Here is a 26,470-nt window from a genome sequence, read left to right on the forward strand (position 1 = left end):
GGTGCCGGTGCAGAATTCTGCACCGGCACCTCGTGTGTTTCTTCAGCCCGAAACCGGGTCACAGTCCCAGCAGGAACTTGCCTCCCGGGATGGCGTCGAGAAGATCCTTCGTGTACTGCTCGCGGGGGCTGTCGAACACCTCGTCCGTTGTGGCCTGCTCAACCAGGCGGCCATCGCGCATAACAGCCACGTGGTCAGCAACCATCCGCACAACCGCGAGATCGTGGGTGATGAACATGTAGGTCAGACCAAGTTCACGCTGCAGCTGCGCCAGCAGGTCAAGCACCTGCCCCTGCACCAGAACGTCGAGGGCCGAAACGGCCTCGTCCAACACAAGAACCTCGGGCTTAAGAGCCAACGCGCGGGCAATCGCAATGCGCTGACGCTGACCACCGGACAGTTCGCCCGGATAGCGGTTGGCCGTGGCCTTCGGCAGCGACACCTGGTTCAGCAGCTCCTCGACCATGGCGTGCCGGGTGCGCGGATTGCCGATCTTGTGGGTGACAAGCGGCTCGGCAATCGACGTGCCGATCGAGCGCATGGGGTCCAGGGTTCCGTAGGGGTCCTGGAACACCGGCTGCACGCGACGGCGGAACTCCAGCAGACGACGTTTGGGCCAGGTGGCAACGTCCTCGCCGTCGAACATCATCGAACCGGACGTGATGTCCTCAAGTTTGAGGAACATCTTCGCGATCGTCGACTTGCCCGAACCGGACTCGCCCACAATCCCTAAGGTGCTGCCCTTGGGGATGGAGAAGCTGACGTCGTCAACGGCCTTGAAGTCCGTGGTCTTCAAGCCTTTCTGGCGGATCTTGTAGACCTTGGTGACGTTCTTGACCTCAATGAGCGGAGCGTCATCGCCGTCAGAAGCGGAGGCCTTTTCGCGTTCCAGCAGAGCCTGGTCGGCAGCCGAGGCCGCCTGCGAATCGCCTTCCATGACCGCCTGGATGCGGCGCGATGCCAGGGAGGGTGCCGCGCCCACGAGCCGCTTGGTGTACGGGTGCTGGGGGTCCTGCAGGATCTCCTGCGAATCGCCGTACTCGACCACCTGGCCCTTGTACATCACCACGAGCTTCTTAGCGCGCTCAGCAGCCAGGCCGAGGTCGTGGGTGATGAAGATGACCGAGGTGCCGTGCTCCTTGGTCAGGGTGTCAATGTGGTCGAGGATCTTCCGCTGGACCGTGACATCGAGCGCCGAGGTGGGTTCGTCTGCCACCAGCAGGTCCGGACGGGCCGCCATGCCGATGCCGATGAGCACACGCTGGCGCATACCGCCGGAGAACTGGTGCGGGAACTGCTTGAGTCGGCTGCCCGGGTCCGGCAGACCGGCCTCCTTGAGCGCCTCGATTGCCCGCGCCTCCGCTTCTTTGCCGCGCAGCTGAGTATTCGCCTCGATGGTTTCGCGCACCTGGAAGCCGATGCTCCACACCGGGTTGAGGTTCGACATCGGGTCCTGCGGGACGTAGCCGATCTCCTTACCGCGAACGTCTTCGATTTCCCGGCGCGACAGCTTCGTGAGGTCCTTGCCCTTGAACAGGGCGTGCCCGCCGGTGACCTTGCCGTTCTCGGCCAGCAGGCCGAGGATTGCGGTCACGGCGGTCGATTTTCCGGACCCGGATTCGCCGACGATCGCCAGGTTCTCGCCGCGGCCCAGTTCGAAGCTCACACCGCGGACGGCGTTGACCGGACCGGCAAGGGTCGAGAACGTGACTTCGAGGTCTTTCACGTCCAGCAGCGGGGCAGCATCCGCCGAGGTGCCGGCGGGTGTCGTTGTTTTCGCAGCTGCTGCTGCGGTCTTGTCTGTGTGCTGGTTGGCTTCCGTCATCGGCGGGTCCTCGCTTTCGGGTCGAGTGCGTCGCGGACGATGTCGCCCAGCAGCAGGAACGCAAGAACGGTCAGGGCAAGAGCCGTGGCCGGGTAGAACAGCAGGCCGGGCGCGGTGCGGATGACGTTCTGTGCGGTCGAAATGTCATAGCCCCACGAAATGACCGACGGCGGCAATCCGACACCGAGGAACGACAGGGTTGCTTCGGCCACGATGTACGTGCCGAGCGACACTGTCGCGATGACGATGACCGGCGCCAGCGAGTTCGGAATGACGTGGCGGATGAGGTTCGTGGTGCGTGAAACGCCGAGCGCGATTCCCGCTGTCACGAAGTCGGACTGCTTGACCGTGAGCACGGCACCGCGCATGATGCGGGCAACCTGCGGCCAGCCGAACACCGCGAGCGTCAGCGACAGCGTCCAGATGCCGCGGCCGAACGGGGCAACCTGCATCATGACGATAGCGCCGAGCACCGACGGGATGGCGAAGAAGATATCGCCGATGCGGGACACGACGGAGTCGAGCCAGCCGCCGAAGTAGCCGGCTGCCGCACCGATGATGCCGCCCAGCAGCGTTGCCAGTCCGGTCGACAGCAGGCCGACCGCCAGCGACGCGCGGGTGCCGTAGACCACGCGGGTGTAGACGTCACAGCCCTGACGGTCGAAGCCGAAGGGGTGGCCGGGCTCAGCCTTGTTGAGCGATTTGCCGAGGTCGCACGCCGCACCGGAGGGGTCGCCCGATGTGAGCAGCTGCGGGAAGAGCGCGGCGAACACCACGAGTCCGACGAGTGCCAGGCACACCCAGGTGAGCCAGCGTTTGCGCATATCGCGCCACGCGTCACCCCAGATGCTCGTGGGCTTCGTCGAAACGTCGACCTCGTCGACAGCTGCGAGAGGTGTTTCTTCAATGGGAGCTACATAGCGTTTCATGAGTCACTTCCCGTAGCGAATACGCGGGTCGAGGACAGCGTAGAGAATGTCGACCAGGAGGTTGGCCAACATGAAGATGATGACCATCACCGCGACGAACGACACGACGGTCGGACCTTCACCGCGGATCACGGCCTGGTAGACGGTGCCGCCGACGCCGGGGATGTTGAAGATGCCTTCTGTGACGATCGCACCGACCATCAGCGCGCCGAGGTCAATGCCCAGATAGGTCACAACCGGGATGAGCGAGTTGCGCAGAATGTGCACCCGGATGACGCGTCCGCGCGACAGGCCCTTGGCAGAAGCCGTGCGGACGAAGTCAGCGCCCATGTTTTCGGCAACGGATGAGCGGGTCAGGCGCAGAATGTTCGCGATCGACACTGATGCGAGAACAAACGCGGGTGCGATGTACGCCGAAATGCCCGCGTTGGCCGACACCGAAGTCGGAATCAGTCGCAGCTCAACACCGAAGATGTACTGGATGAGGAAGCCGACGACGAACGTCGGCACTGAGATGAGAAGCAGCGACACAATGAGCGATACCGTGTCGAACACACCGCCCTTGCGCAGACCGGCCACAAGGCCGACCGTGATGCCGATGATGGCTTCGAAGACAAGCGCCAGAATCGCCAGCTTCGCGGTCAGTGGGAAGGCGCGGGCCATGATTTCGCTGACTGCCTGGCCGTTGTAGGCGATGCCGAAGTCGCCGGTGAACACGCCGCCGACCCAGATGAGGTACTGGACGATGAACGGTTTGTCGAGGTTGTACTGCGCGCGGAGGGCATCGATAACAGCCGGCGGCGGTGTTTTGCCGCCGAAGAGCGCAGCGATTGGGTCGCCGGGGAGTGCGAACACCATGAGGTAGATCAGAAAGGTCGCTCCGAAGAAGACGGGAATCAGCTGGAGCAGCCTTCGGCCGATGTACCAGAGCATAGGAGCCTCTGTTCGTTTCGGTTTTCTAAAGCACCGCGGGCTTTCCGCGGCCGGGGATCAAGACCGAAGAATACCGCGGAGTGCATAAACTTGCACTCCGCGGTATTCAGTCAGTCATCTGTGATGGCGGTCAGCCCTTGGTGACCTGGTCGTACAGCGGGACGGAGTTCCAGCCGAACTTTACGTTCTGCACCTGGTCGTTCCACACGCCGTTGACGTTCTGGTACCACAGCGGCACAACCGGCAGGTCCTTCATGAGGATGCCCTGTGCTTCGGCGAACTTCTCAGCTGCCTTGTCAGCATCAGCTTCGGACGAACCGGCCTTGAGCGCCTCATCGAATTCCTTCGACGAGTAGCGACCGTAGTTCGATCCTGCGCCGGTCTGGTACAGCGGAGCGAGGAAGTTGGCCTGGGCCGGGAAGTCGGCCTGCCAGCCGGAGCGGAATGCACCGGTCATCTTGTCCTGCTCCTGATCGTCAAGCAGTTCAGCAAACGAGGGGTACGCCTGGCCTTCGGCCTTGATGCCGAGGGTCTTGGCGATCGAGTTCGCTGCAGCGGTGACCCACTCTTCGTGACCGCCGTCGTTGTTGTAGGCGATCGTGAAGGTGCCGTCGTACTTGCTGATTTCGTCAGCCTTCTTCCACAGTTCCTTGGCCTTTTCGGCGTTGAACTCGGTCACTTCGTTGCCTTCGACGTTCTGGCCCCAGTCGTCCCAGCCTTCGAGGGTGGGCGAGGTGAAGTCCTTGGCCGGGCTGCGGGTGCCCTGGAAGATCTTGTCGGTGATCTGGTCGCGGTCAAGGGCCATCGAGATGGCCTGGCGGCGCAGCTTGCCTTCCTCGTCCATCTTGAAGTGGTCGAGGTAGGTGGGGATCGTCATGGTCTGGACGATTGCGGCAGCCTGGTTGACGTGGGTTTCCGGGAAGTCACCCTCATAGGTCTGGAAGTTCGACGGGTCAACCTGGTCGAGGATGTCGAGGTTGCCGGACTGAACGTCAGAGTAGGCGGTCTTCTGCGATTCGTAGAACTTGATCTCCACGCCGCCGTTCTTGGCTTCGCGCGGACCGGAGTAGTCCTCGTTCTTGACCAGCTTGATGCCCTGTTTGTGGACCCAGGAGTCTTCGGCTTCCAGCTTGTAGGGGCCGTTGCCGACGGGTGATTCGCCGAACTTCTTGGTGTCTTCCAGAGCATCGTCGGTCATCGGCACGAATGCCGAGTAGCCGACGCGCTTGGCGAAGTCAGCTTCCGGGCTGTTGAGGGTGACGGTGAACTCGGTGTCCGACTTCTTTTCCAGACCGGTGAGCTCAGCACCGTCCTTGTCTGCCGAGTAGCCCTTGATGTTTTCGAAGAAGTACTGGCCGCCCTGCGCGTTTGCGGGGTCGGCGCCGTAGTTCCAGGCGTTGATGTAGGAGTCTGCGGTGACCGGGGTGCCATCGGTGAACTTCGCGTCTTCCTTAAGCTTGACGGTCCACACGGTGGCGTCGTCGTTCGGTTCGACCGATTCGGCCTGGTCCATGCGGACTTCGCCGTTTTCGTCGAACGAGGTCAGCCCGGAGAACACCAGGTCGATGATCTTGCCGCCGCCGACTTCGGTGGTGTTGGTGGGGATCAGCGGGTTCTGCGGTTCAGTTCCGTTGGTGGTGATGACTGCCGATGAGTCACCGCCGCCGGCGGCACCATTGTCGCCGCCACCGCCGCAGGCGGTGAGGCCCAGCGCGGCCGTGGTCACCAGCGACAGAGCCGCCAGCAGTTTCCGATTGCTCTTCAATTCAACCTCCGTGAGGGTCAGGTACAGGCTCAACCGCCGCATCCCGCGAGCGGAGTTCACAGGCGCGGATGAGCCTCCGGCGGCGCTGCCGAAATGTGATCAGCACCGCAATTCGGCCACAAGTATAGAGGAAGATGAACAGATGCTGAATATCAGCCGATTATTTGACCGAGATGATCCCCGGGAACCAGGTGGCGATCTCCGGAACAAAGATCATGACAACCATGAGGGCAAGCTCGATGAGCAGATACGGCACCGCACCTCGGATGATGTCCTGGATCGCCAACTGCGGCATCACTGATTTCATGGCGTACAGGTTCAGTCCCACCGGCGGGGGGATGACCGCGGTTTCGAGCACGACAACCAGAATGACGCCCAACCACAGCGGGTCGTAGCCCAGTGCCGTGAAGATCGGCAGCAGAATCGGGGTGGTCACCAGCAGCAGTGAAGCCGCATCGACCAGACAGCCCAGCCCCATCACGACCAGGAGCAGCAGAACGGCAACGACCCACGACGGGACAGTGAGCGCACCCGCCCACTCGGTAACGTGCTCGGCAAAGCGAACCAGCACCAGCATCTGCGAAAACACAAACGCCGCACCGACGATGATGAGCAGGCCGGCCGAAATCTGCGTGGTCTCGGCGAGGATCTTCTTGATGTTCGCCCACGACAGCTGGCGCTCAAAAACACCGACGACCACAATCGCGCCGATGACGCCGACCGCGGCGGCCTCCGTCGCCGTGGCGATGCCGGTGTAGATGGAGCCCAGAACCAGCACAATGAGCACGAGCGAGGGCAGGACCTTCTTCGTCGCCGCCAGCTTCTCCCCCAGCGCCACTTTGGCTTCCGTGCGCGGAGCAATATCCGGGCGGACCAGCGCGGTGATCATGACGTACAGAGCCATGAGAGTCGCCAAGAGAAAACCGGGCACAAGACCGCCCGCAAACAGCTCGCCGATGCCCACACCGGAAATCGACGAGTACAGAATGAACATCAGGCTGGGCGGTATGAGCATCGCCAGAGCACCCGAAGCGACAACCGACCCCGTCGCAAAGGACGGCCGGTAACCGCGCTCAAGCATTTCCGGCACGGCCATACGACCGACCACGGCAACCGAAGACAGGGACACGCCCGACATCGCACCGAAAACCGTCGACGAACCGACCGAAGCCACACCCAGACCGCCGGGCAGCCTGCCCAGCCACGCGTTGGCGAAGCGGAAGAACGCCCGCCCCAAACCGCCGACGGCCAGGATTTCCCCCATGAGGATGTACATGGGGGCAGCAACCAGCGAATAGCTTTCGAGCTGGGAGACAAAGGCGATCGGCACCTGCTCCAGACCGCGCGGGCCCTCCAACAGAAGCAGACCGATGATCCCCGACGCCGACAGCGCCACAAAGATCGGGGCGCGCAGCGCAATGAGAACTGCCAAGACGAGCAGCGCAAAACAGACGATGACAGCGTTCACCGGGCATCCACCTCGCGAGTCCGCAGGACGTACTGCAGAGGAATCGTGACGGCTGACGTGAGGAAGCCGAACGCAACGAGGAAGTAGTGAATCCACACCGGAATATTGAAATTGCCGGCCGTTTGGATCTGTGCACCGAAGAACGACGCGAACGTGTTCAGCGACACCACACCCGCTGTCAGACACACGGCGAAGGCGGCTGCAGCGACAACCGCATCGGCAATCTTCTGCACACGCGGGCTGAACTGGCGGTAGAAGAGATCCATCGCAATGTGCTCACCGCGAAGCGCGACGTCAGGGATTGCCAACATGATGATCGCAATGAGCCCCACCGAACTGATGGTGATCGACCAGTCCAAAGGCAGAGCGAAAACATAGCGCATAATGACGTCATAGCCGGTGATGAGCACCAACACCACAACAATGACACCGGCTAGCATGCGCAGGGCATGGGCGATCTTCGACAGCACTGTCACGGGTTCCTCACCTGCTTCAGCGCACGATCGGCAAGATCGTCATCGCCCACCTTGCTCCTCCACCAGTCCTCAACCCATTTCGTCGCATTGCGGAACTGACGAGTCTGACTCTTATCAAGCTCAATGAGCTCAATGCCCGAGCTTTCGAAAACCGGCATGTACTCGTCATCCTGCACGTCTTTGGCCAGCTTCGTGCCGTCAACCGAGAACACGCGACCAGAGTCGTGCACGGCCTCGCGCACCTCCTGCGGCACGCGGTTGAACCAGTCGAGGTTGGCGTAGGCATCATAGGTGTACGCACCGAAATGGCCGATCGTGGCATAGCGAAGAACATCCTGCAGTGACCGGGACACAACAGTTCCCGGATAGGACACCATCCCATCGACCGTGCCGCGCTCCAGCGCTTCGTAGACCTCGGCTGACGACAGGGCGACGGGAGCGGCGCCAAGGGCCTTGAGCATCGCACCCTCCACGTGGCCGGACACGCGAATGCGCAGACCCCGAATATCCTCCGGCTTCGTCACCGGACGGTTGACGGTGTAGATCCATTCGGTGGGACACATGATGGTGCCCACACTCATGACGCCCTTCTTGGCAAACTCCGCATTGAAGGTCTTGCGCAGGTCCGAATGCGGGCTCACAGCCTCTTTCAGCGTCGGATAGTCCGCACCGCTGAAGGGAAGTTCAATAGCCCCCAGAATCGGGAAGCTCGTCGACACAAAACTTGACGTCTGCATGGCAACATCCGCAACGGCACGCAGCAGACCATTGAGGGTCTGATCGGAGTTCAGCAGCGTGCCGGCGCCGTAGACATCAGCGGTTCCCTCCCCCAAGCGCGCGTCGACGTTCTTCGCGAACTGTGCAATGGACGGCTCAAGGTCCGTGTAGCTGGGCGTGAGGTAGTGCGACACCCGCACCGTGCCGTCGGGGCGCAGACCGCCGTCAGGAATCAGCGGAGAACAGCCGGCAAGACTGCCGCCGAGGCCCAAGGCGGCGAGCGCACCGGCGCCAAGGACAGCTCTGCGACTGACAGCAGGTCGTTCCACCGGACCCCTTCCCTTCACGTCGCCCCCGGCCATCGCAATTGCAGCGGCACGGTCAACAGACCCAATGATCCGAGCCTCAACTATACGGTTCCAACCAGTTGGATTCGGCCGCGCATGTCGCTGAATGCAATAAAACCCGCATGCAATAAAACCCGCTGCCGCGCCTGCGCCTGCAATCAAGCGCAGCAATTCGCGCAGGCAAAGCGTCACAGCAGCCAGAATTCGCTACAGTGACACCAGCCACAGACTTTCAGGAGAGATTATGAGCGAGGTTCTAACCGCCGTCGACGCCGGGGTGCTGACCATCACCATCAACCGCGAAGACAAAAAGAACGCGCTGACGAACGATATGTACACCGCGCTGGCCGACGCACTTGAAGCCGCAGTCGACAACAGCGATGTTCGCGTGGTCGTCGTCCAGGGCAGCGAACGCGTTTTCAGTGCGGGCAACGACCTCGGCGATTTCCAGAACACACCTGCCGAGGCGGGCCTTTCGCGGCCCGTGTTCCGCTTCCTCCACACTCTTGCCGTATTCCCCAAGCCGCTGGTCGCAGCCGTGTGCGGCCCGGCCGTCGGCATCGGCACCACCATGCTTCTGCACTGCGACCTGGTGTACGCCGGAACCAACGCGAAGCTCAGCCTGCCGTTCGTCAACCTGGGGCTGTGCCCGGAAGCCGCTTCGTCACTGCTGCTTCCCAAGGTCGTCGGGCATGCCCGCGCGGCTGAGCTGCTCATGCTGGGCGAACCGTTCTCTCCCCAACTGGCTTACGAGGCGGGGCTCGTCAACGCTGTCCTCGAACCTGACGAGGTGCTCCCGAAGGCGCAGGAAACCGCGGCGAAGCTTGCGGCCAAACCCGCAAAGTCGCTGCGCGTGACGAAGGAGCTGCTGCGACCGGAAGTGCTGCGCCAGCAGATCCTGGAGCGCATTGACGACGAAGCTCAGACTTTCAGCGCCATGCTCCACGAACCGGCCGCACGTGAAGCCTTTGCCGCGTTCATGGAAAAGCGCCGCCCGGACTTCAGCGGCATGTGAGCGCCGTGCCAGAGTCACGCGCAAATGCAGATTCACGCTTTAATGCGCCGCATTTGCGCGTGAATCTGCATTTAAGCGCAAATCTGGGGTATCCCGACGAACGCGCACAGCCGTCGGCACGGCGCATCCTTCAGTCAGCGACGACCTCCCTGCCTGCGCGGCCCAGCACGAAGCCGTCCCTGGCCGCCAGCACTGACACCGCGAACAGCACGGCGTACACGCACAGCAAAGCGATGATCGGCACGGTCCACCCTCCGCTGAAAGAGTGCAGGGCACCCATGCCAATCGGGCCGGCGGCTGCCAGAATGTAGCCGAAGCCCTGCGCCATCGTCGACACTTTCGCCGTCATCGGCACCGAAGGCGAGCGCCACACAATGAAGCTCAAGCTCAGTGCCAGCTGCGCACCCTGGGCAAAGCCCAGCAGCGTCATCCACACGTAGGGTGCGGCCAGCGGAGCAGTCAGCATCCCCACAAAGCTGCTCATACCCAGCCCGACCACAATCAGCATCGGCAGCCACGTGGGTCGAACCCGCTGGGCGAACACCGGCGCCAGCAGCGAAGTGACGGTTGCCGGGAACACGGTAAACGCCACCATCCACCCGGCTTTGTCCGCAGGCATTCCCGCGGCCATGAAGATCGAGGGCACCCACGTGAGCGACGCGTAGTACGTCATCGACTGAATGCCCATTGTCAGCGTCACCGCGATCGCAACCGGGTCGGTCAGCAGCTGGCGCATTCCCGCGCTCACCTTCACGGCGCGGGGGCCGCTGATGCGGCCCTCCCCCAGCCCCACCTCGTCTGCCGAGGTGCCGCCGGGTTTGGTTCCGGCACCTCGCCGGATTATCTGGGGAACCCAGGTCAGCAACGCGAATACGGCCAGACCGGCCCACGCGGCCAGCGCCCAGCGCCAGCTGCCACCGAAACTGTCCCGCAGCGGCACGGTCAGTCCCGCGCCGAGTGACGCGCCGATGCCGATGAATGTGGAGTACAGGCCCATCATGAGCCCGGACTTTGCGGCGAAATCACTTTTGATGACAGCCGGAATGACTACGTTGCCCACCGCGATGGCAGCACCTACGAGGCACGTGCCGAGGAACAGCAGGGCGAGCCCGGGCATGCTGCGCAGAAGAATGCCCGCGGCCAGGACCACCAGAACGAGGCCCAGGAGTCGGTGCATCCCCAAACGCTTCGACAGCCCGGGCACCGCAAAGGCGAAGATGCCGAAGGCGACGACGGGAATCGTGGTCAGAAGCGACGCGGCGGCAGCAGAAAAGCCAAGGTCAGCGCGGATGTCGTCAATCACCGGCCCAATTGAGGACACGGCGGCGCGCAGATTGAGTGAGATTGCCAGCAGACCCACCGCGGTCATCCACGCGGCGGCGGTGCGGGCAGGCCTTGGTCCAGTCATGGAAGCGACTGTATCCAATGCGCCGGCGGCAACCCGTCGCCGCTGGCGTCCACGTCGCCTCCTGTGCCAGCTCTTCGCCGTTGCAGCCCTTCGCTTCCAGACTCACGCTTTAATGCAGATTTGCGCTTTAATGCGGCGCATTAACGCGTGAAACTGCATTAAACCGCAAATCTGGCTTGGCCTGACGGCATGCCGAAGTGCACGCGCCGAAGTCAGCGCTCAGTCAGGAATCAGCCGCGGTGTGTGCGCGGAATCAGCCGCGGTGGGTGCGCGGGCCGTCAGCCGCGGTGTGTGCGAGGCCCGTCATCGGCAGTGCCAGACGCGACGCTCGCAGCTTCAGCCTCCGCGTCGTCACTCGCACCTTCATCAAGCTCGGCAATGTCATCGACCATGCTGAGCTCACCCGAAGCAGCAGAATCGGCCGAGTCACCGGAGCCATCGTCGGACTTCTTACGGCGCCCCACGAGCGCACCCAGCTTCTTGAGTGAACTCAGAATCTTCCGGTCTTCGCGCAGACTGGTGATCCGAGGGTCGGTTTCGGCGATGAAATCATCCGGCATGGCGCCGAAAGCGCTGGAAGCGCTTTTGATGACGACGTTCGCCATTGAGCGGTTCACCATAATGCCGACGGCAGCGCCCAGTCCGAACGGCAGGATCCGACCGATGGTCGAGCCGATCGTCTTCGTGCTGTAGCGCTTGATCATCTCGTCGCGCATCTTCTTGATGAGTGAGTTCAGGAGGTTCGACGGGATGGACTGCGTGACCATCGACGCCCATGCCCGTCCGGTGCGTTCGACGTTCGTCTGGCCGGCGACCCCGGCGTCTTCTGAGAATTGGCGCACCAGTTTCCGCCCGGCCTTGCCCAGCATGAGGCCCAGCACCAGAGCGTTGGCGCGGGGGCGGTCGACAATCGTCATTCCGTGCAGTTCGGCCATAGCCTGCGCGTACAGCGCAGACGCTTCGAGGAACCCGGCTGTTTCGGCAGCCGAAACCCCCAGGGCGGCGGTTGTGCCCAAACCGGGGAAAACGGCAACAGCGCCGACGGCAGCTCCGGAGCCCATGGCCACGTTGCGGTAGTGCTTGCCGATGATGTCGGCCAGTTCCTGCGGGGATGCGTCCGGATTGCGCCTGCGCATGGTCCGCAGATAGGCCAGCACCATGGGCCGTTGCACGCTCAGCAGTTTGCTCAGCGAGACTTCAACGGCCGGCTGGAGGGTTCCGTCGCGGCGCACGGCAAAGCCCGCGGCCTTCTGTGCGCCCTTGAGCGCTTTGTTTGTCTTAGACACGAACCCCACTGTAGCGACCGGTTCTGAACGGCTCCTTAGACTGGAATCCATGAGCTCCGAACGCCGGTTCCACAAACCCGTGCGCCGCCCCAACCTCGATGGCAGCGATTCGCGCCCCGGCCCGGCTGAGCAGTCCGAGCTTACTCACGAACTTGCGGGCATGGTGATCACCGATCCCTCCCGCACGCGGGATTCTGCCAGTACCGAGCGCTTTGTCCGCTTGGCTGACGAGCACGGCCTGGAGCAGATTGCGCAGCTGTGGGCGCGGTCCCCCGCGGTTTCTCTGCCGGGCGCGCTGTGGCGCCTGTACGTGCTGCGCACCTGGATCCGCCGCCGAGGTGCCGAGGCCTCCCGCTGGTACCGCACCGGTCTTGCCGACGGGGGTTCCACGGTGGCCGAGGTGATCGCGGGCACCCCTCCCATGCCCACCCCGGAAGAGCTGGCCGATGTTGTCGACGACATCATGCGCGGGGCGTTTCGCGGGGACTTCGCAATCGCGCTCGAACGTGCCGCGGCTTTTGTTGCGATTGTCACCCGCGGACGGGCCGCTGACGATGCCGACAACTCTGGTCTGCGTTCATTTGCGCAGATGAGCGACGACCTGCGCGCCTGTGCCGAAGAGTTCCGCCGCGGACGTTTGGTTTAGCGGCTCCGCACAGCTGGTCTTCGCTCCGCTGGGTCGCTTACAGTGGAGGTGTGCTCTTCGGAGCACCGGTGTCGGGCCGCTAGATGCCCCGGGCTCCAACATTTGCCGCTTCGAGCGGCCTTCCGCCGAGAGGCGCACTCGGCCCGACACCACCCCCTACGTGTTGAATAGACGAGGACAGGACATGCCCCGAAAGGCCGCGAGCGCAGTTTTCTTTGATCTGCTCGCCCAACTGTCTTCCGCCATGCAGGAAGCCAACCTCGTCCTGGCTGAACTTTCCGGCATTGACGCCCCACATCGTCGCGAAGCACAAGCACAGCTCGAAATCATCGCGGGCAAAGCCGACGATCACTTCGATGCGCTGACGCGCGCTCTGCGCGAGTCCTATCTCACGCCGATCGACCGCGCGCTGCTGTACCGGCTGGCCGCCGCTATGCGCGATTGCTGCTACGAACTGCGCTCGGTGGGCTTCGCCCTGACATCATCTGCTTTTGAAGAGCTCCCAGCGGGCGCACTGGAAATGCTTGCACTGCTGTCGAACTACGCGGACAACACCAAGCGCATGACGCAGCGGCTGCCGGCCAAATTCGACCAGTGGGAGTACACGGCGTCGGTGCACACCCTGTCCAAGCGCGCGCTGGCTCTGCGCCAGCAGCTGTCGGACACCGTGCCGGCTTCGCGCAAAGGATCCGTGTACCTCAGCGCCGCTATCCAGCTGAGTCTGACGTTCCGGGACACCTGCAATGCTTTCCAGGAGGTCGGCCGCATCGTGGCAGAGATTGCTCTGACGGAATCCTGACCGTGGACCCCCTGCTTCTGGCCGCCGGCCTTCTGTGCTTGGCTTTCGGTGTTTCCAACGGCTTCCACGACGCCGGTATGCAGGTGGGCAATGCGGTGGCCACGCGCACGCTGCGCCCCCGCCAGGCTCTCCTCATGTGTGCGGTATTCAACTTCATCGGCGCGCTGCTGGGGCAGGGGCTCCTTCTGGCGCTGACGGGTCACCTGCTCACCGTGGACACCCTGGGGCACGATCTTCTGCTCATCCTGATTCCGGGACTGTTCGCGGCTCTGGTTATCAACACCTCGACGTATTTTCTTGCGGTCCCGATTTCAGCCACGCACTGCCTTTTCGGCGGTCTGCTGGGAGCCGGTTTCATCTACGGTGCGCAGCCGCTCAACACGGACCTGGTCGTGGATTCGCTGTTCCGTCTGGCCATCAGTCCGATTGCCGCGCTTTTCATTGCGTGGCTTGCGCTCACCCTGCTGATGCCGTTTCTGCTCAACCGTTCACCGAAGCCCGTCTTCCGAGTGTTCCGTCAGGGTACAGCCGTGGGAACAGCCGCCCTGTCTGTCGCCCACGGTTCGCAGGACGCGCAGAAAATCGGCGCCGTCTTCATTGCCGCGTGGCTCTCTTCGCGCGGCGACACCAGCATGAACCAGCTGCCGGGCTACGTGCTGTGGATCATCATCGTGCTGAGCGCCCTGGCGATTGCCGGCGGCACGCTCCTGTCCGGGTGGCGTGTTGCAGACACCGTCTCACGGCGCCTGTCGACCCTCGACCCGGTCGGGACCGGCACCTCGACCATGGTCGCTGCCGTGCTGTCCTACCTGGCGTCTTTCGTACTCCGCGTGCCGATCTCCATGAGCTTCCTGGTGGTCGGCACCAATATCGGCGCGGGGCTGGCCTCACCGCACAGCAGGTTCGCCTGGCGCAGTCGGAATCGTCTGCGCACCCTGGTGTTCGTGATATCAGTCTGGCTTATGGGCATGCCCGCCAGCGCTCTGCTGGCGGCGGCATCAGCCGTCGTGTTCCGCGCAATCGCCGCCTGAGCGGTCAGCAGCCTGCGAGCCTGCCGCCGTCTCAGTATCCGGTGTAGCGGCCGGGCTTGTGGTTGACGGCGAGCACTATGTTGAGCACAACAACGCCGATGACGGAGACCAGCACCGTCTGCCACGGGCTGACGAAGAACGACGCCAACACGATGACGGCATCGAGCGCCATGAGGACCGAACCGGCGTTGAGACCCGCCCGCTCCTGCAGGATGAGCGCCAGAATATTGAATCCGCCCAAAGATGCTCCGTGGCGGAACAGAATGAGAATGCCGACACCCGCAATCACACTGCCGGTGGGCACCCCGTAGAGAATCGGGAGGTCGTGAAGGCCGAGCATCGCTTCGTTGAAGTCCGCCAGCACACCCACAACCGACACTGCCAGAAGGGTCCGCAGGGTGAATCCCCACCCCTTCTTCCAGATGGCCAGTGCGAAGAACGGCAGATTGACCAGCGGGAAAAGCACACCGATCGGCAGGTCGACAACATAGCTGACGAGCAGCGCCAGACCAGCCGTCCCGCCGGTGACCGCCTGCGCTGAGTGCAGAATGGCCAGACCGATCGACGTCAGGTAGCTGCCGGTGATGAATCCCAGGATGTTTTCGTACCAGCGGTGGCGCACCGGGGCGGGAAAAGCCGGCGGTGACACTGGGTTCTCAACAGAATTCGGCACTGAGCAATAATAACCAGCATGCCCCAGCAGCACTCGCGCGGAAGAATCATCGCGGCCATCACCGCTCTGGCGGTCGGCACCTTCGGCATTGGGACAACCGAATTCGCAACCATGGGCTTGCTTCCGAACATTGCGGAAGCGTTTTCGACGTCGATCACCCACGCCGGTTCCGCTGTCACCCTCTACGCGCTCGGTGTTGTCATCGGCGCCCCGGTCATCACAGCGCTCGGGGCGAAGCTCAACCGCAAAATGCTGCTGGTGGTCCTGGCCGCCATCTTCACGCTCGGCAATGTCGCAGTCGCGGCAGCTCCCACAATGCCGATCCTGCTGGCCGCCCGCTTCTTCACCGGCCTGCCGCACGGGGCGTACTTCGGCCTTGCCGCGGTCGCTGCCGCCGGAATCGTCCAGGAGGGAAGACGTGCCCGGGCCATGGCCGCTGTCGGTTTGGGGCTCACAGTTGCCGCAATCCTCGGCGTTCCCGCGGCAACTGCCGTCGGCTCTCACCTCGACTGGCGGCTCGCCTATCTGCTGATTGCCACGATTGGCGCAGTCACCGTCGTGGCGATCCTCGTCATCGTCCCCGCGGTGCAGCCGACGGTCCCGCCGTCGGTCCGGGGTGAGGTGCGCTCCCTGGCGAACCCGCAGGTCATCCTCACCCTGCTGGCCGGAGCAGTCGGATTCGGCGGCATGTTCGCCGTCTACACCTACATCGCACCCGTCGTCACAGACCTGGCCCACCTTCCCGGTTCGGCCGTGCCGTGGATCCTTGTGACATACGGGGCAGGCATGACGGTCGGCCAGATGGTTGCGGGGCCTTTGGCTGATGCCTCTATCGAACGAGGTGCCGTCACCGGGGCCTCTCTCATGGGGTCTTCCCTGGTTGTCTTCGCGTTCACGGCTCACCTTCCCGTGATGCTTTTCCTGTGCGTGTTCACACTGGGGATCTCCGGGTCTGTTTTCGTCACCGCCCTGCAGATGCGGCTGCTGCGCGACTCACACGATGCCCCGAACCTGTCGGCGGCCATGAACCACGCCGCGTTCAACACCGCCAACGCGGCGGGGGCATGGCTTGGCGGGATTGTTCTGGCCGCCGGGTACGGCCTGCGGGCCCCCGCTGTTGTCGGCATCGGCCTCAACGCGGTCGGCCTGGCGCTTCTGCTGACCGCCATTGCCCTGCATCGCAGATCACGCGCTTCACGCCAAGTCCTGTCGCTGTAATTCCGCTAGGCTGAAACTGTGAGCAGTGCCATGCCGCGCACTGCCGAATACGAGAGGAGCAGCCATGCGGATTGCCCTGTTCGCCACGTGCATTGTGGACGCGATGTACCCGGAGACGGCGAAAGCAACCGTCGCGATCCTGGAGCGTTTGGGCCACACCGTGATCTTTCCCCGCAAGCAGGCCTGCTGCGGGCAGATGCACATCAACTCCGGTGCTTTCGCCCAGGCCTACCCGGTCGTGAAGAACCACGTCGAAGCATTCGAATCAGAAGAATGGGACTGGGCGGTCGCCCCGTCGGGGTCTTGTGTCGCTTCGCTGGGCCACCAGCACGGGATGATCGCCGAATCGCAGAACGACGAATCCCTCAAGTCCCGTGCCGACGACATCGCCGGGCGCACCCTCGAGCTCGCCCAGTTCCTCACGGATGTTGCCGGGGTGAAGAATTCGGCTGAGGATCTCGGTTCGTATTTTCCGCACACCATTGGCTACCACCCGTCGTGCCACGGTATGCGCCTGCTGCGCTTGGGCGACCGTCAGGAGCGTCTGCTGTCAACCATTGAGGGTGCGACCGTCGTCGCACCGCAGAACCAGGACTCCTGCTGTGGGTTCGGCGGCACGTTCTCGGTGAAGAACCCGCAGGTGTCCACCGCGATGCTGCAGGACAAGGTCGAAGCTCTCGTCTCGACCGGCGCTTCGGTGTGCTCCGGCGGCGATGCCAGTTGCCTCATGCACATCGGGGGCGGCCTGCAGCGGCAGGAGGAGCTCATGCCGGCCATGGGCGAACCTCCCGCGACCGTGCACATGGCCCGCATTCTCGCCTCGACAAAGGACAATCCGCTCGTGCTAGACCGCAGCATGGTCACAGGAGGTTCCCTGCGATGACTCAGACATTCCTCGGCATCCCATCCGTTCCACCGCCGGGCAAGGGCTTCCTCACGGAGGCCACTCCGTTTCCGCAGGTGGCGGAACACGAACTGACGAACGCACAGCTGCGCGCGTCACTGACCAACGCCACCGGAACCATCCGCCACAAGCGGAACCTGCGGGTCAGCGAAATGCCGGACTGGGAAGCACTGCGCACCGCCGGCTCTGCCACAAAGGCCCACGTCATGAAGAACCTGCCGGAGCTGCTGCAGCAGTTCGAGGAAGCTTTCACCGCTGCCGGCGGCACGGTTCACTGGGCGCGCGATGCTGACGAAGCCAACAAGATCGTCGAAGATCTCGTTGTCGAAAACGCTCCCGTACTCGAAGACGGCCGTCGCGAGGTCATCAAGGTGAAGTCGATGGCCACGCAGGAAATCGGCCTCAACGAATATCTGGCCGAGCACGACATTGACGCTCTCGAAACTGACCTGGCCGAACTCATCGTCCAGTTGGGTGACGACCGACCCAGCCACATCCTCGTCCCGGCCATCCACCGCAACCGCAATGAAATCCGCGAGATCTTCAAGCGCGGCATGCCGGATGTTCCAGACGACCTGTCGAACAACCCGGAAGACCTCGCGGAAGCCGCGCGGAAGCACCTGCGCCGCAAGTTCCTCGAAACCAAGGTGGCCGTCTCCGGAGCAAACTTCGGCATTGCGGAAACCGGCACGCTTTCGGTTGTCGAATCCGAAGGCAACGGCCGCATGTGCCTGACCCTGCCGGAAACCCTCATCACGGTTATGGGAATTGAAAAGCTCCTGCCGACCTTCGACGATTTCAGCGTGTTCATGCAGCTGCTCCCCCGCTCTTCGACCGGCGAGCGCATGAACCCGTACTCGTCGCTGTGGACCGGCAGGGCTGACGGCGACGGCCCGCAGAATGTTCACGTGATCCTGCTGGACAACGGGCGGTCCCGCGTGCTGTCTGACGAAGCCAGCCGCGAAACCCTGCACTGCATCCGCTGTTCGGCCTGCATGAACGTCTGTCCCGTGTATGAACGCACCGGCGGTCACGCATACGGTTCGGTTTACCCCGGCCCGATCGGCTCAATCCTCACCCCACTGCTGACGGGAGTCGAGGAGGCTGCCAACGGCTCGCTGCCCTACGCATCGAGCCTGTGCGGCGCCTGCTACGACGCCTGCCCGGTGAAGATCAACATCCCCGAGCACCTGGTGCGCCTGCGCAATCAGGACGTCGAGGCAAAGGAAAAGAAGAAGCCCGTCAAGGTGCCCACCAACCAGCTCGATGCCGCTCTCAGCGCCGCCAGCTGGCTGATGAGTGACGGCGACCGCTTCGGCAAAGCGCAGAAGGCCCTGCCGCTGGCGAACCTCTTCTCGCCCAAGGCCGGAGTGAAGACGCTGCCCGGTGTTGCCGGCAAGTGGACGCACTCGCGCACCATTCCCACTCCACCCAAGCAGTCGTTCCGCGAATGGTGGAAAAAAGAGCGAGGAGACAACGCATGAACGCCAAGCACGCAATCCTTGACCGCCTGGCCTCAGCGCTGGGCAGGCCCGTCACGGAGGGCAACACCGAACTCGTCAGCAGCTCGGACATTCCGCGCGACTACCGGGTGACGGCAGAGACTGGCGAGGCTGAGCGCATTGAGCTCCTCACCGACCGGCTGATCGACTACGACGCGGGCGTCTACGAGGTGCCGGCAGAGCAGGTGCCCGATAAGGTCGCCGAACTGCTGGGGGATGCTGGCAGCATCGTCGTTCCGCACGATCTCGACTCGGGTTGGGCTGAGAAGACCGTTGCAAAGGTTTATCAGGACTCGCGGGACGAGCCGCTGTCGATTGACGAGCTCGACTCGGTCGATGCGGTAGTCACGGGTGCGACGGTCGCAATCGCCGACACCGGCACCATCTGCCTGGCTGGTGAGCACACCGGCCGCCGCGCAATCACGCTGGTGCCCGATCACCACATCATCGTGCTCAAGAAGAAAGACATCTGCACAATCGTCCCCGAGGGCGTTGCCGTGCTCGAAGAGCGAGGACTGACCACCTCCCCGCAGACGTGGGTTTCGGGTCCGTCCGCGAGTGTCGACATTGAATTCCAGCGCGTCGCGGGTGTGCACGGACCGCGCACTCTCGATGTGATCATCACCGACTGATACAGCGTTTCCGCCGATCAGGGCTGCAGAACCACTGGGTTCTGCAGCCCTGATCGCGTTGTGGTCACTCGCCGCGCACAGCCTTCCTGTGAGCGGCGGGTGAACTTGGCGTGAGCAGTCTGAGAGCTTAGGCTGAGGAGCCAATCTGTAGTCCGCGCCACACTCGGCGCTGCACACCGGGAGGCTCTGTGAGCACCACTCAGCCGTCAGGCGGCAGTATGCGAACCGCCGCAATTTCCTCAATGACACCGCAAGAACAGGAAAGGATGGCACGCAAGGCCGCCACCGCAGCCCTCGTCGGCACCGCGATGGAGTGGTACGACTTCTTCCTGTTCTCCACGGCCGCAGCCATTGTCTTCAACATCCACTTCTTCGCCTCCGACGACAAAGTCACCGCTCTGCTGGCCTCCTTCGGCACGATGGCGGTCGGCTTCATCGCCCGCCCCATCGGCGGCGTCATCTTCGGCCACCTTGCTGACAAGGCCGGCCGCAAACTCGTCCTCATCATCACCGTCACCGGCATCGGCGTGGCCACCGGGCTCATCGGCGTCCTGCCCACATTCGCCACGATCGGCGTGTGGGCACCGACCCTGCTGATCGTTCTGCGCATTGTTCAGGGACTCGCCGTCGGCGGTGAGTGGGGCTCAGCCGTCACGGCGGCAGTTGAATCCGCTCCACCGGAGAAACGCGCACGCTACGCGGTCATGCCGCAGGTCGGTTCGCCCATCGGCACAATCCTGTCCTCCGGCGCATTCTTCATCATCGGCGTGCTCCTGCCACCTGAAAGCTTTGACGCCTGGGGCTGGCGCATTCCGTTCATCGCCGCCATCCCGCTGCTGCTCGTAGCTCTCTTCATCCGCCGGCACCTGGATGAAACCCCTGAGTTCCAGAAGCTCATTGCCGAAGGCGAAAAGGAATCGGTTCCGTTCTTCAAGCTGCTGAAGGAAGCACCACTGGGCATCATCGTGGGCTTCATGACCACTCTGCTGGGTGTGGCGGGCTTCTTCGTCGTGACGACGTTCGCAGTGTCCTACGGCAAGAACTTCCTGGGGCTTCCGGCCAACCTCATGCTCGCAGCAACCATGATCGGCGCTGTCCTGCAGATCGTCGTCATGATCCTCTACGGCCGCGTGGGCGAGAAGATCGGCTCGGCACGCGCCTCGCTCATCGGCGGCCTGCTCACCATGGCCTTCGCCTTCCCCATGTTCTGGCTGATCGAAACCAAGATCTCCGTACTCGTCATCTGCGGTGTTGCCGCGGGCATCACGAGCGTGTCGCTGTCCTACGCGGTCAACGGCTCGGTCATCACGGCCCTGTTCAAACCGGAATACCGCACCTCGGGTGTTTCGCTCTGCTCGAACCTCGCCGCGATCGTGGCAGGCTTCATGCCGATGCTCGCAACACTGTTCCTCGGCATGGTCGACGGCGCATGGTGGCCGGCACCTCTTATGCTCATGACGCTGGCAGCCATCACCGCACTCGGCTCGATCTTCGCCCCGAAGGTCAGCCTGCAGATCGAGGGATACCGCCACTGAGCGGAATTTTCATACATCCGGTCAGCCACAGCTGACAGCGCGAAAAGCCGGGCCCCGCACTGCCGGGGTCCGACTTTTTGCTGTCCTGGCACCTCGACCCAGGTGTCGCAGAGAATTCGAGCCCCACACGGGGCGTGACCAGCACCTCACCCGCAATGAGTTATTATTCTTCTCAATGCATATTCATTAGTGGCGGCCCGGGCCACCCACCCGCACCACCACGGGCAGATTCCTGCCCCCGCACCCCTAGGAGCAGCCGTGAAGAAGGTCCTCACCGCACTGACCGCCGTGACCGCACTGACCTTGACCGCATGCGGAGGAGGCGACGCCGACGACAGCGGCCTGGTCCAAAGCGGCAAACTCACCGTCTGCGCAACCGTCCCCTACGAACCCTTTGAGTTCGTCAAAGACGGCAAGACCGTCGGCTTCGACATCGACCTGGCCGACAAGCTCGCCGAACGCCTCGACGTGGAAACCGAAGTTCTGAGCACCCCCTTCGAGGGAATCCAGTCGGGAACTTCGCTCGACACCGGCAAGTGCGACATCGCCATCTCCGGTATCTCCATCACCGATGAACGCAAGACGAAAATGGATTTCACCGACCCTTACCTCAACGACAACCTCGGGCTGGCCGCCGCCAAGTCGGACGGCTTTTCGAGCCTGAAGGACGTCAAGGACAAGAAGGTCGGCGTGCAGGCAGCAACCTCGGGCGAAACCTACGCGCAGGACGAGGGCATCAACCCAGTGCAGTACGAAAACGGCGGAATGCTCACGCAGGCCCTGATGGCCGGCAAAATCGACGCCGCAATCGGCAACATCTCGGTCATCTCAGCGGCAACCAAGGCTGACGACAAACTCGAACTCGTCGAAACCTACGCCAACGGAGAACAGCTGGGCGCGGCAGTCAAGAAAGACAACACGGAGCTCACCGAAGAGTTCAACGCAATGCTGAAGGAAATGACCGACAGCGGCGAATACACAGAGCTCATCAAGCAGTGGTTCGGCGAAGAAGTCGCAGACAGCCTCAGCGTGGCCAAGGATTCCTGACCGCGCGGCAGGTAACGATTTCGCACTGCGGAGAAATATCTGCCGAAGAATTCCCCAATGTGACCCGCGACACTGTATGGTCTGTTCCCATGGAGCGGCACGAATGGGCCTGCCGCGCTACTAAGGAGACATCGTGAAGAAAGCACTCTCGATCACCGCCTTCGCGGCGGCAGCATCCTTTGTCCTTGCCGGCTGCGGCGGTGGCGGTGACAGCACCGCAGAAGCCGGAGATCTCGACCTGGTGCAGAGCGGCAAGCTTACTGTCTGCTCTGACATTCCCTACGAACCTTTTGAGTTCGTCAAGGACGGCAAGACCGTCGGCTTCGACATCGACCTGGCAGACAAGCTGGCAGAGCGTCTGGAACTCGAAACCGAAGTGCTCACGACTCCGTTCGAAGGAATCCAGTCGGGAACTTCGCTCGACACCGGCAAGTGCGACATCGCCATCTCCGGTATTTCAATCACCGACGACCGCAAGACCAAGATGGAGTTCACCGACCCGTACCTCAACGACAACCTCGGTTTGGCCGCGGCGAAGTCGGACGGCTTCAAGAGCCTCGACGACGTCAAGGACAAGAAGGTCGGCGTGCAGGCTGCGACCACCGGCGAAACCTACGCCAAGGACAAGGGCATTTCGCCCGTGCAGTACGAAACCGGCGGCATGATGACCCAGGCCCTCATGGCCGGCAAGGTCGATGCCGCAGTCGGCAACATCTCGGTCATCTCGGCAGCAACCAAGGCTGACGACAAGCTCGAACTCGTCGAAACCTACGACACCGGGGAACAGCTTGGTGCAGCCGCTAAGAAGGACAACACCAAGCTGACCGAAGAGTTCAACGCCATGCTGAAGGAAATGCTGGAGAACGGCGAATACGACGAACTCGTCCAGCAGTGGTTCGGCGATGAAGTCGCCGAAAGCCTCAGCGTGGCCGAAGGCTCCGAAGGCTGACATTCCAACCGAGGGGTGCCGCTCACCACGGGTGAGCGGCACCCTTTACCGAGCAGATTCCCCTCTTCCATCCCTGACCAGGAGGCACCGTGGCTCTGAGCATGAAGCAGCGCCGGCGCACATCCCTGACGATCCAGTACGCGATTTTCTTCATCGTTGTCATCATTCTGGCCGTCACGATTGACTGGCCGAATATCGTCGACAAGTTCTTCAACTTCCGGATCATGGCCCAGCAGTTCCCGGACGTGATCACCACCGCGCTGAAGAACACAATCATCTACACGGCCCTGGGCTTTGTGTTCTCCATGGCGCTGGGCATCCTGCTGGCGCTCATGAAGCTGTCCTCGGTGGGCCCGTACCGCTGGGTCGCAACCGCGTACATCGAATTCTTCCGCGGTGTCCCCGCACTTCTTGTGTTCCTGGCCTTCGGCTTCGGCATCCCGACCGCATTCAAGGTCAACCTCGACAACTACCTCACGGTCATGCTGGCGCTGGGAATCGTCGGCTCTGCCTACATCGCCGAAACCCTGCGCGCTGGTCTGCAGGCTGTGCCGAAAGGACAGTACGAGGCGGCGCGTTCGCTGGGCATGAGCCACTCTCGGGCCATGATCTCGGTGGTCATTCCGCAGGCGTTCAAGATCATCCTGCCGCCGCTGACCAACGAAATCATCATCATGACGAAGGACTCGTCGCTGATCTACCTGCTGGGCCTGCTGCCCAGTCAGTTCGAACTGGCGCTGTTCGGCAAGAACGCCATCGCCGCACCGGAGGCCGGCCTGACGCCGCTCGTGGTAGCAGGTGCCTGCTACCTCGTCATCACACTGCCCCTGGGCTGGCTGGCCCGCAAGTTCGAATCCCGCCAGCAGAAAGCGAATGGAGCCTGACATGACTGCTGAACAGACCGCAGCCGTCACACCGGCTGTCAAAATCACCGATCTGCACAAGTCCTACGGCGACGTCGAAGTCCTCAAGGGCATCAACGTCGAGGTCCTGCCCGGCGAAGTCGTCTGCCTCATCGGCCCGTCCGGTTCCGGCAAGTCGACCCTTCTGCGCTGCATCAACGTGCTTGAACAGTCCAACAGCGGAACCATCGAGGTTGCCGGCTTCACCGCCACGGACCCCGACACCGACCTCAACGTCATGCGCCAGCACGTGGGAATGGTGTTCCAGAGCTTCAACCTGTTCTCCCACAAGACGGTTCTGGAGAACTGCACGATCGCGCAGATTCGGGTAGCCAAGCGTGCACCTGAAGAAGCGAAGAAGATCGCTCTGGAGAACCTCAAGATCGTCGGCCTGGACCACCTGGCCGACCGCTACCCGGACCAGCTGTCCGGCGGTCAGCAGCAGCGTGTGGCAATCGCGCGTGCGCTGTGCATGAATCCCGACCTCATGCTGTTCGACGAACCGACTTCGGCGCTCGACCCCGAAACCGTCGGCGATGTCCTCCAGGCCATGCGCCGCCTGGCAAGCCAGGGTATGACGATGGTCGTGGTCACCCACGAAATGAACTTCGCCCGCGAAGTCGCCGACAAGGTCGTCTTCATGGACGGCGGAGTCGTCGTCGAAATGGGTCCGCCGGAGGACGTCATCGGCAACCCGCAGCACAAACGCACGCAGAGCTTCCTCAAGCGCGTTCTCGACCCTGACCACATGGAATAGGAAACCGTCCGACGTAGTATCGAAGCATGCGCCTTGATCTGAGAATCGACAATGCCAATCTTCTGACGATGGAGCCCGCCGGCGACGCCGACCCTTACGGCACGCGCGCTCGGCTGGGCTCCATCGGCGTCATCGGGGACAGGATTGTGGCGGTGGGCGACGAAGCCCACGACGTCGCAGCCGATCGCGTTCTCGACGCCGACGGACGCTTCCTCGCTCCGGGCTTCAACGACGTCCACTGCCACACCGCCTGGTACGGCATGACCCTGTTGGACGTCAGCGTTGAAAAGCTCGGCACGATGGACGCCGTGTACGCGGCACTCGAAGCCGCCGCAAAGGAAAAGGCTCCCGGCGAATGGGTGACCGCCACCGGCTTTTCGCAGAACGACTACGACGGTCAGTACCCGGACATTCAGGTACTCGACCGGATTGCGGACGGCCGCCCCATGTTCATCCGCCAGGTGTCCGGCCACGCTGCCATCGCCAACACGGAAGCGCTCGAACGCGCAGGTGTTTTCCGCGATGATTTCGAAACTCCCGAGGGCGGCAAGGTTGTCCGCGACGAGCACGGCAAGCCCACCGGACTGATTGAAGAAACGGCACAGGCCCTCGTGCAGGACCTCATCCGCCCCTATTCGCGATCGCTTCTGGTTGACGCGATTGACGCGGCCACTGAGTCGTATGCCCAGCAGGGGCTGACCAGCTTCGGCGATGCGGGCATTGCCGCCGGCTGGATCGGGCACTCTCCCACCGAGCTCGGCGCCTACCAGGAAGCCCGGCAGAACGGCCGCCTGCACGCGCGCGGCCAGCTCATGCCGATGGCCGATGCTCTGCGCCCCCTGCACGCTCACGATGACGATCACAACGGGCTGGGGCTTGACCTGGGCGTCGTCAGCGGCTTCGGCGATCCCATGCTCCGCCTGGGCCCGATCAAGATCTTCATGGACGGCGCTATGAGCTCCGAAACCGCCGCCATGTACGAAAACTACGAAGGCTCAGACACGCCGGGCTACTTCCAGGACGCCCCCGAGGTGCTGCGCGCCCGGATCCTCGACACCTACCGGGCCGGGTGGTCGCTGGCGGTGCACGCGATCGGCGACAAGGCCGTCGCGAAGGCCATCGAGTTCATCTGCGAAGCCCAGGACACCTACGGCTTCCCCGCCCAGCGCCAGCCGGGACACACGATTCCCAACCGCATTGAACACGCTGCCATGGTCAGCGACTCCCAGCTGAAGACCCTGCGCGACTACGGCATTGTGGTCACACCGCAGGCGGCGTTTGCCGACGCAATCGGCGACGCCCAGAACGCGTCCCTGGGCGAGGCCCGCCGACCCCTGCTCTACCGGGCTAAGGCTTTCTTCGACAGCGGGGTGCTCCTTCCCGGTTCGTCCGACCGCCCGTGTGCTGACGGCACTCCCCTGCGCGGCATCCAGGCCTTTGTCGACCGCCGCACCCGCTCCGGCGATGTCATGGGCTCGGCTGATGAGCGCATCACGCCCCAGCAGGCGCTGGCCGCCTACACCTCGATCGCGGCGGAAGCCTCCGGCGACCTCGCCGACAAGGGCACAATCAGCCGCGGCAAACTGGCCGACATCGTCTTCCTCGACGAAAACCCGGTTGCGGTTGACCCCACCACGATCAAAGACATCAACATTGCGGCCACCATGCTCGGCGGCCGCTTCACGCACGGAAATCTCGACTGACCC

General features: G+C 63.0%; 24 protein-coding genes. 14 read left to right on the forward strand and 10 right to left on the reverse strand.

What is annotated here, in order from left to right:
• Window positions 1-58: 58 nt before the first annotated feature.
• From HMPREF3092_RS06170 to HMPREF3092_RS06200, 7 genes are all read right to left on the reverse strand, one after another.
• Entirely contained in the window at window positions 59-1,825 is a 1,767-nt protein-coding gene (locus HMPREF3092_RS06170) for a dipeptide ABC transporter ATP-binding protein (protein WP_070424215.1), read from the reverse strand.
• Window positions 1,822-2,754 carry an ABC transporter permease gene (locus tag HMPREF3092_RS06175; RefSeq protein WP_070424216.1) on the reverse strand — a complete coding sequence of 311 codons (933 nt, stop codon included), beginning with the start codon at window positions 2,752-2,754 and terminating at the stop codon, window positions 1,822-1,824. Before HMPREF3092_RS06175 ends, HMPREF3092_RS06170 begins: the two co-directional genes overlap by 4 nt.
• 3 nt (window positions 2,755-2,757) lie before the next feature.
• The gene (locus tag HMPREF3092_RS06180) at window positions 2,758-3,687 is read right to left on the reverse strand and encodes an ABC transporter permease (protein ID WP_061941671.1); all 930 of its coding nucleotides are present in this window, start codon (window positions 3,685-3,687) and stop codon (window positions 2,758-2,760) included.
• Between the two features lie 130 nt (window positions 3,688-3,817).
• On the reverse strand, window positions 3,818-5,452 hold the full coding sequence (locus HMPREF3092_RS06185; protein ID WP_070424249.1) for a peptide ABC transporter substrate-binding protein: 1,635 nt from the start codon (window positions 5,450-5,452) through the stop codon (window positions 3,818-3,820).
• Window positions 5,453-5,612: 160 nt separating this feature from the next.
• Complete coding sequence (locus HMPREF3092_RS06190; protein WP_070424217.1) at window positions 5,613-6,920, reverse strand: TRAP transporter large permease; 1,308 nt, start codon at window positions 6,918-6,920, stop codon at window positions 5,613-5,615.
• Window positions 6,917-7,396, reverse strand: a complete 480-nt coding sequence (locus tag HMPREF3092_RS06195; protein WP_062020632.1) for a TRAP transporter small permease — start codon at window positions 7,394-7,396, stop codon at window positions 6,917-6,919. The genes HMPREF3092_RS06190 and HMPREF3092_RS06195 overlap by 4 nt, the downstream gene beginning before the upstream one ends.
• On the reverse strand, window positions 7,393-8,442 hold the full coding sequence (locus tag HMPREF3092_RS06200; RefSeq protein WP_070424218.1) for a TRAP transporter substrate-binding protein: 1,050 nt from the start codon (window positions 8,440-8,442) through the stop codon (window positions 7,393-7,395). The genes HMPREF3092_RS06195 and HMPREF3092_RS06200 overlap by 4 nt, the downstream gene beginning before the upstream one ends.
• A 262-nt stretch (window positions 8,443-8,704) precedes the next feature.
• Between HMPREF3092_RS06200 and HMPREF3092_RS06205 the strand changes: the two genes are divergently transcribed.
• Window positions 8,705-9,475, forward strand: a complete 771-nt coding sequence (locus HMPREF3092_RS06205) for an enoyl-CoA hydratase (RefSeq protein WP_062020638.1) — start codon at window positions 8,705-8,707, stop codon at window positions 9,473-9,475.
• Between the two features lie 130 nt (window positions 9,476-9,605).
• On the opposite strand, the gene HMPREF3092_RS06210 is transcribed toward HMPREF3092_RS06205, so the two are convergent.
• Window positions 9,606-10,883, reverse strand: coding sequence for an MFS transporter (locus HMPREF3092_RS06210; RefSeq protein WP_070424219.1), 1,278 nt, complete (start codon window positions 10,881-10,883; stop codon window positions 9,606-9,608).
• A 278-nt stretch (window positions 10,884-11,161) separates the two neighbouring features.
• Complete coding sequence (locus HMPREF3092_RS06215; protein ID WP_070424250.1) at window positions 11,162-12,169, reverse strand: hypothetical protein; 1,008 nt, start codon at window positions 12,167-12,169, stop codon at window positions 11,162-11,164.
• A gap of 49 nt (window positions 12,170-12,218) precedes the next feature.
• Between HMPREF3092_RS06215 and HMPREF3092_RS06220 the strand changes: the two genes are divergently transcribed.
• The 3 genes from HMPREF3092_RS06220 to HMPREF3092_RS06230 all read left to right on the forward strand — a co-directional run bounded on the left by HMPREF3092_RS06220 (window position 12,219) and on the right by HMPREF3092_RS06230 (window position 14,645).
• Complete coding sequence (locus tag HMPREF3092_RS06220) at window positions 12,219-12,815, forward strand: hypothetical protein (protein WP_070424220.1); 597 nt, start codon at window positions 12,219-12,221, stop codon at window positions 12,813-12,815.
• Between the two features lie 184 nt (window positions 12,816-12,999).
• A complete protein-coding gene (locus tag HMPREF3092_RS06225; protein ID WP_061941657.1) occupies window positions 13,000-13,614 on the forward strand; it encodes a hypothetical protein in 615 nt (204 codons plus the stop codon).
• Window positions 13,615-13,616: 2 nt separating this feature from the next.
• The gene (locus HMPREF3092_RS06230; protein WP_083274288.1) at window positions 13,617-14,645 is read left to right on the forward strand and encodes an inorganic phosphate transporter; all 1,029 of its coding nucleotides are present in this window, start codon (window positions 13,617-13,619) and stop codon (window positions 14,643-14,645) included.
• A 31-nt stretch (window positions 14,646-14,676) separates the two neighbouring features.
• Here HMPREF3092_RS06230 and HMPREF3092_RS06235 read toward each other — a convergent pair whose 3' ends face one another.
• Window positions 14,677-15,318, reverse strand: coding sequence for a YitT family protein (locus tag HMPREF3092_RS06235; RefSeq protein WP_141737978.1), 642 nt, complete (start codon window positions 15,316-15,318; stop codon window positions 14,677-14,679).
• A gap of 18 nt (window positions 15,319-15,336) precedes the next feature.
• Here HMPREF3092_RS06235 and HMPREF3092_RS06240 point away from each other — a divergent pair, with 18 nt between their 5' ends.
• The 10 genes from HMPREF3092_RS06240 (at window position 15,337) to HMPREF3092_RS06285 (ending at window position 26,467) form a co-directional block, all read left to right on the forward strand.
• The gene (locus tag HMPREF3092_RS06240; RefSeq protein ID WP_070424221.1) at window positions 15,337-16,536 is read left to right on the forward strand and encodes an MFS transporter; all 1,200 of its coding nucleotides are present in this window, start codon (window positions 15,337-15,339) and stop codon (window positions 16,534-16,536) included.
• A 64-nt stretch (window positions 16,537-16,600) separates the two neighbouring features.
• Window positions 16,601-17,419 carry a (Fe-S)-binding protein gene (locus HMPREF3092_RS06245; protein ID WP_070424222.1) on the forward strand — a complete coding sequence of 273 codons (819 nt, stop codon included), beginning with the start codon at window positions 16,601-16,603 and terminating at the stop codon, window positions 17,417-17,419.
• On the forward strand, window positions 17,416-18,924 hold the full coding sequence (locus tag HMPREF3092_RS06250; protein ID WP_070424223.1) for a lactate utilization protein B: 1,509 nt from the start codon (window positions 17,416-17,418) through the stop codon (window positions 18,922-18,924). Before HMPREF3092_RS06245 ends, HMPREF3092_RS06250 begins: the two co-directional genes overlap by 4 nt.
• On the forward strand, window positions 18,921-19,574 hold the full coding sequence (locus HMPREF3092_RS06255; protein ID WP_070424224.1) for a LutC/YkgG family protein: 654 nt from the start codon (window positions 18,921-18,923) through the stop codon (window positions 19,572-19,574). Before HMPREF3092_RS06250 ends, HMPREF3092_RS06255 begins: the two co-directional genes overlap by 4 nt.
• Before the next feature lie 266 nt (window positions 19,575-19,840).
• Entirely contained in the window at window positions 19,841-21,109 is a 1,269-nt protein-coding gene (locus HMPREF3092_RS06260) for an MFS transporter (RefSeq protein ID WP_256174391.1), read from the forward strand.
• A gap of 258 nt (window positions 21,110-21,367) precedes the next feature.
• Window positions 21,368-22,156: an ABC transporter substrate-binding protein gene (locus HMPREF3092_RS06265; RefSeq protein ID WP_070424226.1), complete on the forward strand. Its 789-nt coding sequence runs from the start codon at window positions 21,368-21,370 to the stop codon at window positions 22,154-22,156.
• 133 nt (window positions 22,157-22,289) lie between these two features.
• Window positions 22,290-23,105: an ABC transporter substrate-binding protein gene (locus HMPREF3092_RS06270; protein WP_070424227.1), complete on the forward strand. Its 816-nt coding sequence runs from the start codon at window positions 22,290-22,292 to the stop codon at window positions 23,103-23,105.
• 89 nt (window positions 23,106-23,194) lie between these two features.
• The gene (locus HMPREF3092_RS06275) at window positions 23,195-23,989 is read left to right on the forward strand and encodes an amino acid ABC transporter permease (protein ID WP_019175859.1); all 795 of its coding nucleotides are present in this window, start codon (window positions 23,195-23,197) and stop codon (window positions 23,987-23,989) included.
• Window position 23,990: 1 nt separating this feature from the next.
• Window positions 23,991-24,764, forward strand: a complete 774-nt coding sequence (locus tag HMPREF3092_RS06280; protein WP_070424252.1) for an amino acid ABC transporter ATP-binding protein — start codon at window positions 23,991-23,993, stop codon at window positions 24,762-24,764.
• 26 nt (window positions 24,765-24,790) lie between these two features.
• On the forward strand, window positions 24,791-26,467 hold the full coding sequence (locus HMPREF3092_RS06285) for an amidohydrolase (RefSeq protein WP_070424228.1): 1,677 nt from the start codon (window positions 24,791-24,793) through the stop codon (window positions 26,465-26,467).
• Window positions 26,468-26,470 lie beyond the last annotated feature (3 nt).

Origin of the sequence: Brevibacterium sp. HMSC24B04 (assembly GCF_001806835.1) — a bacterium.
Lineage (GTDB): Bacteria > Actinomycetota > Actinomycetes > Actinomycetales > Brevibacteriaceae > Brevibacterium > Brevibacterium ravenspurgense.